The following is a 13,643-nucleotide window of genomic DNA, read 5'->3' on the forward strand; positions in this document are numbered from 1 at the left end:
GGAGAAAATGAAAATGTCAAAAGAGTGTATAGTTATAAAAGGTGCAAAAGAACACAACCTCAAAAATGTTGATTTGGTACTTCCACGAGACAAACTCATAGTCTTTACTGGTCTTTCTGGTTCTGGAAAGTCATCTTTGGCGTTTGATACAATCTACGCTGAAGGACAGAGAAGATATATAGAATCTCTCTCTTCTTATGCAAGACAGTTTTTGGGAATAATGGAAAAACCAGATGTAGAATACATTGAAGGACTTTCTCCGGCTATTTCAATTGACCAAAAAACAACTTCTAAAAATCCACGTTCAACTGTGGGGACAATTACTGAGATTTACGACTATTTGAGACTTTTGTTTGCAAGAGTTGGAAAACCTCATTGCTATATGTGTGGGGAACCTATTTCACAGCAAACAGTTGACCAGATGGTAGACGAAGTATTGAAACTTAAAGAGGGTACAAAGATTCAAATACTTGCACCAATTGTAAGGGGAAGAAAAGGTGAGTACCAGAAACTGTTTGAGGAACTGAGAAAAAGTGGGTTTGCAAGAGTTAGAGTAGACGGTATTGTGTATGAGCTTGAAGAGGAGATAAAACTTGATAAGAACAAAAAACATAGTATTGACGTCATTGTAGATAGGCTCATTGTAAAAGAGGGAATAGAATCAAGGCTTGCGGGTTCAATAGAAACAGCGCTCCAGCTCGCAGGGGGGATTGTAACTGTATCTATTGTTGATGGAGATGAGATTGTGTTTTCACAAAACTTTGCATGTGTAAACTGTGGAGTTTCATATGAAGAGATAACTCCACGTCTTTTTTCTTTTAACACACCATATGGTGCATGTCCAACGTGTATGGGCCTTGGTTATTTGCAAAAAGTTGATCCTGACCTATTAATTCCAGATAAATCTATTCCTATAGGTAAGGTTGCGATAAACGGATGGAACTTTACTGAGACGAATTCATATGCAAGAATGATTTTGGAGTCACTTGCAATAGAGTATAATTTCAGTTTAAACACTCCTGTTGAAAAACTGGACAAAAAAATTTTGGATATCTTTTTATATGGAACAGGTGATGAGAAAATAAAAATTTATACTCCACGTGGTATATACTTTGCAAAGTATGAGGGGCTTGTAAATAATCTTGAAAGAAGATATAAAGAGACCCAGTCAGAATATGTCAAGCAAGAAATTGAAGAGTATATGAGTACATTTACATGCCCTGATTGTCAAGGAAAAAGACTTAAAAAAGAGGCTTTGGCAGTTTTAATAGAGGGTAGGTCTATAGCAGATATTGCTGACATGACAGTATTACAAGTGAAAGAATTTGTTAAGAAGTTAAACCTTCAAGGAAAAGATAAAGTAATTGCACAGCCGATAATAAAAGAGATTGTGGAAAGACTGGACTTTTTAATAGATGTGGGACTTGACTATCTAACTCTTTCACGGTCAGCGGGCACACTTTCTGGTGGTGAAGCGCAGAGAATAAGACTTGCTACCCAGATAGGGTCTGGACTTGTTGGAGTTTTATATATTCTTGATGAACCGAGTATAGGATTGCATCAGCGTGACAATCACAAACTAATAAAAACTCTCAAAAAACTAAGAGATCTTGGTAACACGTTGATTGTTGTGGAACATGATGAGGACACAATAAGGTCAGCTGATTTTATCGTGGATATTGGACCAGGAGCAGGCGAACATGGTGGGAGAGTGGTTGTAGCGGGAACATTGGATGATGTAATTTCATGTGAAGAATCTATTACTGGACAGTATCTTTCTGGGAAGAAAAAAATTGAGATACCTGAGAAAAGAAGAGAACCTGATGGTAGATGGCTTACTATCAAGGGTGCATCGGAAAATAACCTTAAAAACATTGATGTTAGCTTTCCTGTTGGGCTTTTTACTTGCGTAACTGGTGTTTCAGGCTCAGGCAAAAGTACCCTTGTAAACGAAATACTTTACAAAGCAGCAAGTGCGATTTTGAACAAGTCTAAAGAAAAGCCTGGTAAATTTCAAGAGATAATAGGTCTCGAACACTTTGATAAGGTTATAAATATAGACCAGTCTCCTATAGGAAGAACTCCACGGTCGAACCCTGCAACTTATACAGGTGTTTTTGATTATATACGAGAAATTTTTGCCCAAACGCCTGAGGCAAAGCTCAGAGGTTATAAGGCAGGAAGATTTAGCTTCAACTTGAAAGGCGGAAGGTGCGAAGCTTGTTCAGGTGATGGCATTATTAAAATAGAAATGCATTTTTTACCTGATGTGTATGTACCGTGTGATGTGTGCAAAGGTAAGAGGTATAACAGAGAAACGTTAGAAGTAAAGTATAAGGATAAGACTATTGCCGATGTGCTTGAAATGACAGTGGAAGAGGCGCTCGAATTTTTTAAAAACATACCGAGGATAAAATCCAAGCTTCAGACACTTTATGATGTAGGGCTTGGTTATATAAAACTGGGTCAGCCTTCTACCACTTTATCTGGTGGAGAAGCGCAGAGAGTAAAGCTCGCGACAGAACTTTCTAAAAAAGCAACTGGAAGAACCCTGTATATATTGGACGAGCCTACAACTGGTCTTCATATGGATGATGTTAATAAGTTAATTGCTGTTCTTCAGCGTCTTGTTGATATGGGCAATACAGTAATTGTAATTGAACACAATCTTGATGTTATAAAAGTTGCAGATTATATAATTGATTTAGGGCCAGAGGGTGGAGATAAAGGTGGCGAGATAGTTGTGTTCGGCAGTCCAGAGGAAGTGGCTATGTGCGAAAGGTCATATACAGGAATGTTTTTAAAAGAAATCCTGAAAGAGAGAATTTATGCTAAAAAATAGGCGGAGCATTTTTCTTAGCTCCGCTTTTATTTCAAAAAGTTTTCTATTAACTTCATATCAACATGATTATTCAAAAACTTAGAAAGTTGCAAATGTGCTTTGGTGTCATTTAAAAGAAGGTAAGCAGTTAACTTATTGTTTTTTAGTACAAATTTTTTGTAAATCATTCTGCTTTTATCTAAAAATTCAACTATATTTGCATTTTGCAGATTTTGCATATCACCTGCAGAGACAATTTCAATTCCAAACGCTTTTAAGAAATATGGCAAAGGCATGTTTTGATAGAAGGTTTCAAATCCCAAAATATTTTTTGCAGCTATTTTTGCACTCTCTAAAGCAAACGTCCATATTCCAGGATTTTGACCATCAATATATGCAACATCACCACAAGCATACACATTGGTAAGCTTAGTCTGCATCTTGTAATTAACATCTATACCTCTTTTGCTATTTAGTATATCTTCCTGTAAATTTATAAACTCAGTATTTGGAACCACTCCAGCCGAAAAAATGAGTATATCACACTCAATAGTCTGCCCACTTGATAGTGTTATTTTCAAACCGTTTTGATAAGATTCAACACTTTCAATTTTATTATCCAAAATTATCTTAATTCCTTTTCTTACAATGTGTTCTTCCAAAAGAAAAGAGGCAACTTCGTCTAACTGTTTCGGTAATATTCTTTTGCTCAACTCAACTATTGTTATTTCCTTACCCTCAAGTACAGATGCAAGTTCTAATCCCAAAAGTCCAGCACCAACAATTACAACTTTACCAGCTAATAACAGTCTTTTTTTAAGTGAAAGCAAATCTTCGTAGCTTCTAAATGTGAATACAAAGTTATACAGGTTTTCATTTCGCAACTGCTCAGGAAGGTAGGGTTTTGAGCCTGAAGCAATAACAAGATAGTCCCACATTATATTTTGACTCCGTGAAACCACCAATTTTTCTTTTAAGTTACATTCTTCAACCTTACTGTTCAACATCAATTTTATATTGTTCACTTGATACCATTCTGATGATTTCAAGAAGAACTTTTCATCTATAGGATTTTGAAGATAATATCCAAGTCTTAACCTATAGTAAGGCAAAACCTTTTCTTCACTTAAGATACAGATTGACATATTCTTGTTTTCTTTTCTTATCTGTTCTGCAACGGTTAAACCGGCAGGTCCCCCACCAATTACAACAATATCATACTTTTCCATTGCATATGCACCAGCTTTTTATTCTTTTATTTTTTCAGCAAATAGTATACCAAATTCAAAAGATTTTTTTAACTCATCTTCATTTGGTTTGAAATTCACCTTTAACCCGGGTTGGACAACTTTTAATCTTAGCTGCTTAAGACGGCTTTCAATATTTGGAACAGCTTCACCGCTCCATCCGTATGAACCAAATGCAGCTGCTACCTTTCCGCCGTGAACAATTGGATTTAATCTCGTGAGTATATCGTAAATAGGTGGCAGAGCATCAGAATTTATGGTAGGTGAACCAAACAACACACCGTTTGCAAAATAAATTTTCTCTACAATTTCTTCAAGTTTATGCTCAATTGCGTTGTATACAAAGACATCTACACCACTTTTCTCAATACCTTCTGCAATCTTTTTTGCAAGCATTTCTGTGTATCCATACGCTGATACGTATATTATCACAACATAGGGGTTAGACGGCTTTTCTGAAAGCTTTTCAGACCATGATTTATATAACGAAATCAATTCCTCTTTATAATTTGTTAATATAGGACCATGTCCTGGAGCGATTATATCAATTTCTAAATCTTTTATCTTTTCTATTGCTTGCAAAACATAACTTTTAAACGGTGACATAATAACGTCGTAATAATACTTGTAGGCATCCATAAAATCTTCTTTTTGGTTTTGCACAACCCAGTTTATATCAAGATTTTCTGTACTAAAATGGCAGCCAAATGAGTCACAGGTAAAAAGAATTTTGTCTTCAACCAAATACGTATAAATGGAATCAGGCCAGTGCAAAAAAGGAGCAGAGATAAATTTTAAAGTTTTATTTCCAAGTGAAATCTGGTCGTTGTGATTTACAACTTGAAATTGGAAGTCCTTATTTGTAATCTTTTTCAAAAATTTTATTGCTGCACTACTACCAAAGATCTTTATGTTGGGATTTATCTCTAAAAGTTTCTCGATAGACCCCGAATGATCAGGTTCTGTGTGGTTTATTATCAAGTAGTCTATTTTTTCTGGTGAGATAACCTCTTTTATGTTGCTTAAAAATTGGTCAAAAAATTTATATTTCACATTTTCAATTAAAGCTATTTTTCCGCTGTCAACTATCAAATAAGAATTATAGGTAGTCCCATATTTTGTATACATCACAATATCAAATATTCTCAAATTTGGATCTTGTACGCCAACTGAGTATATTCCATCTTTTAGCTTTGTGTGCATTATTTTTCCCTCCACTTCTGAAGATGAATTTTAGTATTCAAAGATATTTATACCCTAATATTTTTTCGGTAAACAAGTAGTGATAGAAAATACACTTGAATAATATATTTTAGTAGAAACATTATTTGGCAAAGGAGATAATAAAATATGCTCAGTAAGGTTTCAAACAGGTTTTTAGCTGTTACAATTTTAGCTATATTTGTTATTGCTTTGGTAGGGATAATCTCCAACAAAAGCTTGGAAAGTTCAAAATTAACCTCTACAGAAGTCGAAAAAAAATCATCTGTACCAGTATCTGAGCAAGTCTCTAAAACTGAGGGTTTGAAAGGTTATCTACAAGTTATGGTTGTTGACAGCAAAACTGGTCTTCCTGTTGAAGGTGCAAATGTAGTGTTTTCGAATCTGGACCAGTTATACACCACAGGCAAAGATGGAAAAACTCAGATTATTCCCATGCAGATTAAAGCCTCAGAGTCTTCAAAGATTCTATCGCAGCCATATGAAGAATTGGTAATTGGAGTATTCAAACAGGGATATGCTGATTACATTTTGATGGGCTCAAAGGTTCGTCCTACCACTCAAGACAAACCACAGCTAAAAATAATTAGGATAGTAAAAGCATCGACTCCTACCACAACACCTGTTTTTGCAATGGAAAAGTACTCTGCTGATGTTGCAAAAGAAGTGATGAACAAGATGAAAGAAAAACTCAATTCACTTGCTAACACTTCCCAAGAAGTTGAAGAAATAGAGATCACAGAATAAAGTGCCTTGTAAAAAGGCACTCTTTTTTTATATAATAAAGTTTGAACATTTAAAAAGCACATTTAAATTAGAAGGGTTTTGGCAGCAATGAATGATGAAGTTCTGGTTCTCTTGAAAAATATACTATTTCTTTTCGCTGTTATATTTATAGGATTTATAGGAACAAAGCTAAATCTATTTTCAAATACAGTAAAAGACTCTGTAAGTGAACTTATTGTAAAAGTAACAGCGCCCATTTTGCTTTTTACAACAATAAGTAGCAAACCTTATTCCTCTCAAGTAGTAAAAAATGTATTTATTTTGATACTTTCAGCTTTTGTGGGAATTATGATTTTGCTTCTACTTGGTTATATAACAGGGGTTTTATTTAAACTAAAAGGAAAAACATTTTATACTCATATTTTTTGTTCAGCTTTTGGCAACACAGGATTTTTGTCTTTCCCCTTATTATATTCTATTTTTGGTGAAAAAGGAGTCTTCTTTGCTGCAAGTTACAATATCATGCATGATTTTTTGGCTTGGTCCTTAGGACTTTCGATAATAAACAGGCACAATCATGAGAAAGCTAAATTTGGTTTTATAAATGAAAATTCCATTGCTGTGTTTTTGGCATTTATTATTTATCTGATAAAGGGAATATTGCCGCCTGGCATAGAAAGTTCATATGACAAGGTGTTTTTGACCATTTATGATGCTTTAAATCCTTTTGGAAAAACCACAATTTATCTTTCAATGTTTTTTATAGGATGTTTACTTGCAGAAGTATCCTTTAAAGAGACATTAAAAACTTCGTCAGCCTATGCAATAACACTATTTAAAATGGTCTTATTGCCGCTTGGTATTATATATTTTACAAGATATTTGCTAATAGACAATTTTACAAGACTCATAATTGTACTTCAGACAGGAATGCCAACAGCCATAATAAGCTCTGTGCTTTCTTACAGGTATAACGGTGATAGCCACTATGCAACCCGAACTATATTCATAACAACCATTTTTTCGCTCATAACAATTCCTTTACTGGTGTTTCTGTATTATCACATTTAATAACTTTTATAAAGAAAGGATGAGAAGGTTTGCAACATGAGATTGTGATAGTTCTGGACTTTGGTGGTCAGTATAACCAGCTTATTGCAAGAAGAGTAAGAGAATGTGGGGTGTACTGTGAGATTTGGCCATACGACACACCTCTTGAAAAGATAGTTAGTAGAAATCCAAAAGGAATTATATTTACAGGAGGACCATCAAGTGTATACGAACCAAACGCTCCTATGATTGACAGAGAACTTTTTGAAAGTGGTATTCCAATACTTGGAATATGTTATGGAAACCAACTGATTGCTCATATTTTAGGTGGAAAAGTGTCAAGAGCATTATTTAGAGAATATGGAAAGACGCATATAAAATACGACATCTCTTCTCCTCTATTCAGCGGAATACCTGAACACTCTATATGTTGGATGAGCCACACAGACTTTGTGGAAAGACTTCCAGAGGGGTTTAAAGCTTTGGCATCTACCGAAAACTGCGCAATTGCAGCATTTGGTAATGATACCAGAAAAATATATGGTGTTCAGTTTCATCCTGAGGTTGTTCATACTGAGTATGGTCTGAAAATTATAGAAAACTTTTTATTTAACATATGTAATTGCCATGGTGATTGGAAAACTTCATCATTTATTGAGGAAAAGGTTAATGAGATAAAAAGTATTGTAGGTAACCAAAAAGTGGTATGTGCTCTTTCAGGTGGTGTTGACTCTTCTGTTGCAGCAGTCCTTGTTCACAAAGCGATAGGGAAAAATCTTTATTGCATATTTGTTGACCATGGTCTTTTGAGAAAAGGCGAAGCTGAGGAAGTTATGAGTGTTTTTAAAGATCAATTTGACATGAATGTAATCAAGGTTGATGCAAAAGATAGATTCTTAGATGCTTTAAAAGGTGTTACTGACCCAGAGGAAAAACGGAAGATCATTGGAAGAGAGTTTATCAGGGTATTTGAAGAGGAAGCAGAAAAACTTGGCGATATAAAGTTTTTGGTTCAGGGGACAATTTATCCCGACGTTGTTGAGAGCGGGGTCGGCAAGGCTGCAACTATAAAAAGCCACCACAATGTCGGTGGTCTTCCTGAAAAAATAAGATTTGAACAAATAATTGAACCTCTCAGAGAGCTATTTAAAGATGAGGTAAGAAGGGTAGGAATAGAATTAGGAATACCTGAAAAGATTGTTAAAAGACAGCCTTTCCCCGGACCCGGTCTTGCAATAAGGATAATTGGAGAGGTTACGCAGGAAAAGTTGGAGATATTGCGTGAGGTTGATTGGATCTTTAGAAAAGAGATTGAACAGAGTGGTCTTGACAATGAAATATGGCAGTACTTTGCGATATTAACCAATATGAGAAGTGTTGGTGTAATGGGTGATGAAAGAACGTATGATTACACAGTTGCTCTAAGAGCTGTTACAAGCATTGATGGGATGACAGCTGACTGGGCTAAAGTACCTTACGAGATTTTAGAGAGAGTTTCAAATGAGATTGTAAACAGTGTGAAAAAGGTCAACAGGGTGGTGTATGACATTACTTCAAAACCTCCTGCCACAATTGAATGGGAATAGCAAAAAATTTTTTTGATGGGCTTGAAATTTCTCACAGAAGGGTGTAACATATTTATAAGTTTCCTCTTTGGAAAGTAGAGAAAAGAAATGAAGTCTTATTTGGTAAGCTTGAGTTTAAAGTTAGTTATACTTATCTATCTGTGCTTGTGTATTAGCTTATATATATTCAAAAATGGCAGATGTTTTGTTAATTTCAGTAGCAGTGAGTGTTTTGCTTTTTTGTACAATCTATACCTTAGCGAAAGTTGTTGAAAGGATTCTTTCAAAACAATTTGCTATAGTCTACCTTGTAAGTCACTATTTGATTGTTATTCTGTTGATTTTTTTAATTTCATTTTTATTCATTTACAATGTCACAAAAGTTTTGTATATTGTAGTTCTTCTTATAAGCTATCCTATAGTGTTGTTAATCTCGTTTGGTATTGCCTATGTTTACTATAAAAAGATCTCAAGGAAGTGAAGAGAAAAATGGGCGAAGGTGTATTGAAGGTTTTATTTACCATTCCAATTGGGAAAGGTATACCTGTGAGAGTTGCAGTTGTTGAAATGTGGGCTGTGATGCTATTTTTGATTGCTCTTGCTTTTTATTTAACATCTAATATGAAGCTTGTGCCCACGAAAAAACAAATGATTGCTGAATTTATTGTTGATTCTATGAATAAGATAACTAAAAATTTTTTAGGTCATTATTGGCGTATTTTTTCGCCATATCTAGGAACTCTGTTTTTGTTCTTGCTAAGTATGAATTTGTTGGGGCTTTTCGGTTTTCAGCCACCAACAAGTAACTTGAATGTTACTGCAAGTTTTGGCGTGATGTCTATTTTAGTGTTGATAATCTCTACAATAATACTTAAAAATCCAATTAGATGGTTTTTAGATCACTTTAGACCCATCCTAATCATTTTCCCGTTTAAGTTTTTGGACTATTTCACAAGAACTCTTTCTCTGTCTGCCCGATTATTTGGTAATATTCTTGCTGGGACTACCATCATGGAGCTCATTTACCATGGCCTTATAAAGTCCCATATACCTCCTGTTGGTATTCCAGCATTAGCAAGTTTATATTTTGATATATTTGATGGAGTTTTACAGGCAATAATCTTTACATTTCTTTCCTTAATTTACCTTTACGAAGCCTTGGAAGAATAATCTATTATTTTTGGAGGTGTTTTTAGATGACTGCATTAGCAGCTGGTATAGCGATGCTGGCAGGCTTGGGTGTTGGTATTGGTATTGGTATTGCAACTGCAAAAGCATCCGAGGCAGTTGGACGCCAACCAGAAGCACAAGGAAGAATTATGCCGATCTTTTTCCTTGGTGCAGCTCTTGCAGAGGCAGTTGCTATCTACAGTTTTGTTATTGCAATATTATTAGTTTTAAAGGTTAAATAAGCGCTCTCCATGTCTGTGGGGAGCGTCATCTCTTTTCAGTGTTTGAATTTTACTAAGATAGAAACAATTTTTTGTGAACGAGGCTAAGAAGGAGATGATAGAATAAAATGTTTAACCTTGAGATTTTTGAAAATATATTCTTTTGGGCAATTATAAACTTTTTGATACTTTACTTTGTATACAAAAAGTTTTTCTTCCAAAGAGTTACACAATTTATAGAGAAAAGATCCCAGATGATTCAAGAACAGCTTGATTTTGCAGCAAAGTCAAAAGAAGAAGCGATAAAGATGAAAGAAGAATATGAAAACATAATTTCTAAGGCGTATGAAAGGGCAAATGAAATTGTTGAAAGCGCAACCTCAGAGGCACAAAAACAAGCAGCCGAAATTATTGAAAATGCAAAGCTTGAAGCTAACAGAATTATTGAAGATGCTCTCAGACAATTTGAGATTGAAAAGAAGAAGCAAATAAACGAACTCAAAAATCAGTTTGTTTCAATTGCGCTTCTTGCTGCATCGAGAGTTATTGAGAAAAATTTGAATACGGAGGAAAATAGGAAGATGGTTGAGAATATATTTGATGAGGCAGGGGTTGCTTAAAGATGTTGCCAGCAAAAAGATATGCAGAAGCTCTTATAAAGCTTGGGCAAGAGGAAGGAAAGCTGGAGAAATTTTATGAACATTTGTTCAAATTATTTGAGATTATTAAAAGTAATAATGAATTTAACAATATTTGGTTCGATTTAGAAATGAAGCGTTCAGAAAAGAAACAAAAAATCAGAGTATTCCTTGGTGATGACATTGATAGTTATATCTTGAACCTTCTTTATATTCTCATTGATAAACGCAGGGAAATAATTCTTCCTTATATACCTATTTATTACAAACAGATGTATGACAAAATTGTAGGCAATGTAGATGTGCAGGTTATTGTTGCTCATGAAATTGGAAGCGATGTGTTAACCAAAATTTCTAAATGGCTTTTGAGAAAGTATGGAGTCAAAAATCCAAGATTCATTGTAAAGGTTGACAAAAGTATAATTGGTGGGATAAAGCTATTATTTAATAACATTGAAATTGATGCTTCAATAAAGGGTGCTCTTGATTCAATGAGAAAAGAGCTTGTAAAGATAGCTATTTTGTAGGGGTGAGATATCAAATGATTGATGTAACAATTAGACCAGATGAAATTGCTTCAATAATAAAGGATCAGATAAAAAACTATGAAAAAAAGATTGAAACAAGTGATGTTGGCGTTGTCATAATGGCGGGTGACGGTATTGCGAGAATACATGGCCTTGACAACTGCATGGCTGGGGAACTTTTAGAATTTCCAAATGGAGTTTTTGGAATGGCTCTCAACTTAGAAGAAGATAATGTTGGTTGTGTTATACTTGGGAATGATAAGGAAATAAAGGAAGGCACCATTGTAAAAAGGACAGGTAGAGTTGTTGAAGTACCTGTAGGAGAAGAACTTTTAGGAAGAGTTGTAAATGCTCTGGGTCAACCCATAGATGGTCTTGGGCCCATCAATGCCAAAAAATTCAGACCTGTTGAGAGAATAGCTCCTGGTGTAATTGAAAGAGAACCTGTTAAAACTCCTCTTCAGACAGGTATAATGGCAATTGACGCTATGATTCCTATCGGAAGAGGGCAGAGAGAGCTTATAATTGGTGATAGGCAAACTGGTAAAACTGCAATTGCAATAGATACGATTATAAACCAGAAAGATCAAGGTGTTTATTGCATCTATGTAGCAATTGGGCAAAAGGCATCTACAGTTGCTCAGATAGTTCATACCTTAAAAGAATACGGTGCGATGGATTATACCATTGTTGTGAGTGCAACAGCAAGTGACTCAGCTCCTCTTCAATTCTTAGCTCCATATGCAGGTTGTGCGATGGGAGAAGAGTTTATGGAGTCGGGCAAGGATGCACTCATTATATACGATGACCTCTCTAAACACGCTGTTGCATACAGAGCAATGTCTCTTTTACTAAGACGTCCACCTGGGAGAGAAGCTTACCCTGGCGATGTGTTTTACTTGCATTCAAGACTTTTGGAAAGAGCAGCAAAACTGAATGCTGAGCGTGGAGGAGGATCTCTTACCGCACTGCCAATAATAGAAACTCAAGCAGGTGACGTTTCAGCATATATTCCTACGAATGTCATTTCAATTACAGATGGGCAGATATACCTTGAAAGTGAGCTATTTTATGCAGGTATTAGGCCTGCGATAAATGCTGGCATTTCCGTCTCAAGAGTTGGTGGTAATGCCCAAATAAAGGCAATGAAAAAGGTTGCAGGAAGGCTCAGACTTGATCTTGCTCAGTACCGTGAGCTTGAAGCTTTTGCTCAGTTTGGTTCAGAACTCGATAAGTCAACGCGAGAAAGACTTGCTCAGGGGCAAAGAATTGTAGAGACGTTAAAACAGCCACAATACCAGCCGCTTCCTGTATGGTATCAGGTTGTGATTTTGTACAGTGCTGTAAATGGTTATCTGATGGATATAGAAGTTTCAAAGGTTAGGGAATTTAATGAAAAACTTGTACAGTATATATCAGCAAACTATACCCAGATATTTGATTCTATAAAAGAGACAAAGGATTTAATACCTGAAACAGAGGAACTTTTGAAGAAGGTCATAGAAGAGTTCAAAGAGAGATTTAAGAGTAACAAGTAGGTGAGATTACAAGATGGCGAACAAAACGAGATGGATAAAATCAAGAATCAGAAGCGTCAATGAAACAAAAAAGATAACAAGAGCAATGTATCTTATTTCTGCATCAAAGATGAAAAGGCTTAGAGATAAACTTGATAATACAAGACCTTATTTTGACAAGGTAAATGAGTTTATGAAAGACTTGATTTTGCATGGAGTAAAAACCCCGCACATTCTTTTTGAAGGATCATATGAAGAGGGAAAAAAAAAGATTGGGGTTATAGTTATCAGTGGCGACAAAGGTTTATGTGGAGGATACAATGCCAACGTTCTGAGAAGTACAACCAGTTTATATGAAAATTTAGCAAAAGAAGCGGATGTAATGTTTTTCCCTATCGGTATGGTGGGACGAAACTTTTTAGTTCGCCATGGGTATCAGGTTGATGAAGGTTTTAATTACCAGACACAGTCTGTTTCTGTAAAACTTGCAAGACTCATTTCTCAAAGAGTTGTAAAAAAATATTATACAGGTGAAATTCATGAAGTTTATATTGTTTACACAAAACTTGTTTCAACAATAAGGCAAGAAGTTACTATAAAAAAGCTTTTGCCTCTTGACAAAACAGAATTTGGTATAGAAGAAGACAAAAGCGATGAGATGATAATCTATGAGCCAGACCCAGTTTCTGTGCTTGACATTGTTATTTACGAATATATCAAGGGAATTATCTTTGGTGCTATGATGGATTCATATGTAAGTGAACTTGCGGCAAGAATGACTGCAATGGACAATGCCACAAAAAGTGCTGATGAGATGATACAAAAACTTATTTTAAAACTTAACAGAGAACGTCAGGCTGTGATCACTCAAGAAATTTCAGAAATTATAAGTGGTGCTGCTGCTTTGAAATGATATTTTTAACAATCTTATTTTGATTGA

General features: G+C 35.2%; 13 protein-coding genes. 11 read left to right on the forward strand and 2 right to left on the reverse strand.

From position 1 onward, the window contains the following. Positions 1–13 precede the first annotated feature (13 nt). On the forward strand, positions 14–2,842 hold the full coding sequence (gene uvrA / locus CaldiYA01_RS05455; RefSeq protein ID WP_207182742.1) for an excinuclease ABC subunit UvrA: 2,829 nt from the start codon (positions 14–16) through the stop codon (positions 2,840–2,842). Between the two features lie 26 nt (positions 2,843–2,868). Here the strand turns inward: uvrA and CaldiYA01_RS05460 are convergent, their stop codons facing one another. After that, positions 2,869–4,050: an NAD(P)/FAD-dependent oxidoreductase gene (locus CaldiYA01_RS05460; RefSeq protein ID WP_207182320.1), complete on the reverse strand. Its 1,182-nt coding sequence runs from the start codon at positions 4,048–4,050 to the stop codon at positions 2,869–2,871. Between the two features lie 18 nt (positions 4,051–4,068). Then, positions 4,069–5,271, reverse strand: coding sequence for an FprA family A-type flavoprotein (locus tag CaldiYA01_RS05465; protein WP_207182322.1), 1,203 nt, complete (start codon positions 5,269–5,271; stop codon positions 4,069–4,071). A gap of 147 nt (positions 5,272–5,418) precedes the next feature. On the opposite strand from CaldiYA01_RS05465, the gene CaldiYA01_RS05470 reads away from it, so the two are divergent. The 10 genes from CaldiYA01_RS05470 (at position 5,419) to atpG (ending at position 13,616) form a co-directional block, all read left to right on the forward strand. Further along, positions 5,419–6,036 (forward strand): hypothetical protein, encoded by a 618-nt coding sequence (locus tag CaldiYA01_RS05470; RefSeq protein ID WP_207182325.1) that lies wholly within the window; start codon positions 5,419–5,421, stop codon positions 6,034–6,036. A gap of 87 nt (positions 6,037–6,123) precedes the next feature. Further along, positions 6,124–7,086: an AEC family transporter gene (locus CaldiYA01_RS05475; RefSeq protein WP_207182327.1), complete on the forward strand. Its 963-nt coding sequence runs from the start codon at positions 6,124–6,126 to the stop codon at positions 7,084–7,086. 29 nt (positions 7,087–7,115) lie between these two features. Then, positions 7,116–8,651: a glutamine-hydrolyzing GMP synthase gene (gene guaA / locus CaldiYA01_RS05480; RefSeq protein WP_207182328.1), complete on the forward strand. Its 1,536-nt coding sequence runs from the start codon at positions 7,116–7,118 to the stop codon at positions 8,649–8,651. Between the two features lie 172 nt (positions 8,652–8,823). Then, positions 8,824–9,111: a hypothetical protein gene (locus tag CaldiYA01_RS05485; protein ID WP_238480606.1), complete on the forward strand. Its 288-nt coding sequence runs from the start codon at positions 8,824–8,826 to the stop codon at positions 9,109–9,111. A gap of 8 nt (positions 9,112–9,119) precedes the next feature. Next, complete coding sequence (locus CaldiYA01_RS05490) at positions 9,120–9,800, forward strand: F0F1 ATP synthase subunit A (protein WP_207182331.1); 681 nt, start codon at positions 9,120–9,122, stop codon at positions 9,798–9,800. A gap of 26 nt (positions 9,801–9,826) precedes the next feature. Continuing rightward, entirely contained in the window at positions 9,827–10,042 is a 216-nt protein-coding gene (atpE, locus tag CaldiYA01_RS05495) for an ATP synthase F0 subunit C (RefSeq protein ID WP_013430253.1), read from the forward strand. Positions 10,043–10,149: 107 nt separating this feature from the next. Further along, positions 10,150–10,641 carry a F0F1 ATP synthase subunit B gene (gene atpF, locus CaldiYA01_RS05500; protein WP_207182333.1) on the forward strand — a complete coding sequence of 164 codons (492 nt, stop codon included), beginning with the start codon at positions 10,150–10,152 and terminating at the stop codon, positions 10,639–10,641. Positions 10,642–10,643: 2 nt separating this feature from the next. After that, positions 10,644–11,186, forward strand: a complete 543-nt coding sequence (gene atpH / locus CaldiYA01_RS05505; RefSeq protein WP_207182337.1) for an ATP synthase F1 subunit delta — start codon at positions 10,644–10,646, stop codon at positions 11,184–11,186. Between the two features lie 14 nt (positions 11,187–11,200). Next, positions 11,201–12,724: a F0F1 ATP synthase subunit alpha gene (gene atpA / locus CaldiYA01_RS05510; RefSeq protein ID WP_207182339.1), complete on the forward strand. Its 1,524-nt coding sequence runs from the start codon at positions 11,201–11,203 to the stop codon at positions 12,722–12,724. A 13-nt stretch (positions 12,725–12,737) separates the two neighbouring features. Continuing rightward, on the forward strand, positions 12,738–13,616 hold the full coding sequence (gene atpG / locus CaldiYA01_RS05515; RefSeq protein ID WP_207182346.1) for an ATP synthase F1 subunit gamma: 879 nt from the start codon (positions 12,738–12,740) through the stop codon (positions 13,614–13,616). Positions 13,617–13,643: the final 27 nt, after the last annotated feature.

The sequence above is a fragment of the Caldicellulosiruptor diazotrophicus genome, assembly GCF_017347585.1.
Classification (GTDB): Bacteria; Bacillota; Thermoanaerobacteria; order Caldicellulosiruptorales; family Caldicellulosiruptoraceae; genus Caldicellulosiruptor; species Caldicellulosiruptor diazotrophicus.

Coding starts and splice junctions, on each gene's coding strand:
- uvrA (WP_207182742.1), top strand. CDS start 14: ATGTCAAAAGAGTGTATAGTTATAAAAGGTGCAAAAGAACACAACCTC.
- CaldiYA01_RS05460 (WP_207182320.1), bottom strand. CDS start 4,050: ATGGAAAAGTATGATATTGTTGTAATTGGTGGGGGACCTGCCGGTTTA.
- CaldiYA01_RS05465 (WP_207182322.1), bottom strand. CDS start 5,271: ATGCACACAAAGCTAAAAGATGGAATATACTCAGTTGGCGTACAAGAT.
- CaldiYA01_RS05470 (WP_207182325.1), top strand. CDS start 5,419: ATGCTCAGTAAGGTTTCAAACAGGTTTTTAGCTGTTACAATTTTAGCT.
- CaldiYA01_RS05475 (WP_207182327.1), top strand. CDS start 6,124: ATGAATGATGAAGTTCTGGTTCTCTTGAAAAATATACTATTTCTTTTC.
- CaldiYA01_RS05485 (WP_238480606.1), top strand. CDS start 8,824: ATGGCAGATGTTTTGTTAATTTCAGTAGCAGTGAGTGTTTTGCTTTTT.
- CaldiYA01_RS05490 (WP_207182331.1), top strand. CDS start 9,120: ATGGGCGAAGGTGTATTGAAGGTTTTATTTACCATTCCAATTGGGAAA.
- atpE (WP_013430253.1), top strand. CDS start 9,827: ATGACTGCATTAGCAGCTGGTATAGCGATGCTGGCAGGCTTGGGTGTT.
- atpF (WP_207182333.1), top strand. CDS start 10,150: ATGTTTAACCTTGAGATTTTTGAAAATATATTCTTTTGGGCAATTATA.
- atpH (WP_207182337.1), top strand. CDS start 10,644: ATGTTGCCAGCAAAAAGATATGCAGAAGCTCTTATAAAGCTTGGGCAA.
- atpA (WP_207182339.1), top strand. CDS start 11,201: ATGATTGATGTAACAATTAGACCAGATGAAATTGCTTCAATAATAAAG.
- atpG (WP_207182346.1), top strand. CDS start 12,738: ATGGCGAACAAAACGAGATGGATAAAATCAAGAATCAGAAGCGTCAAT.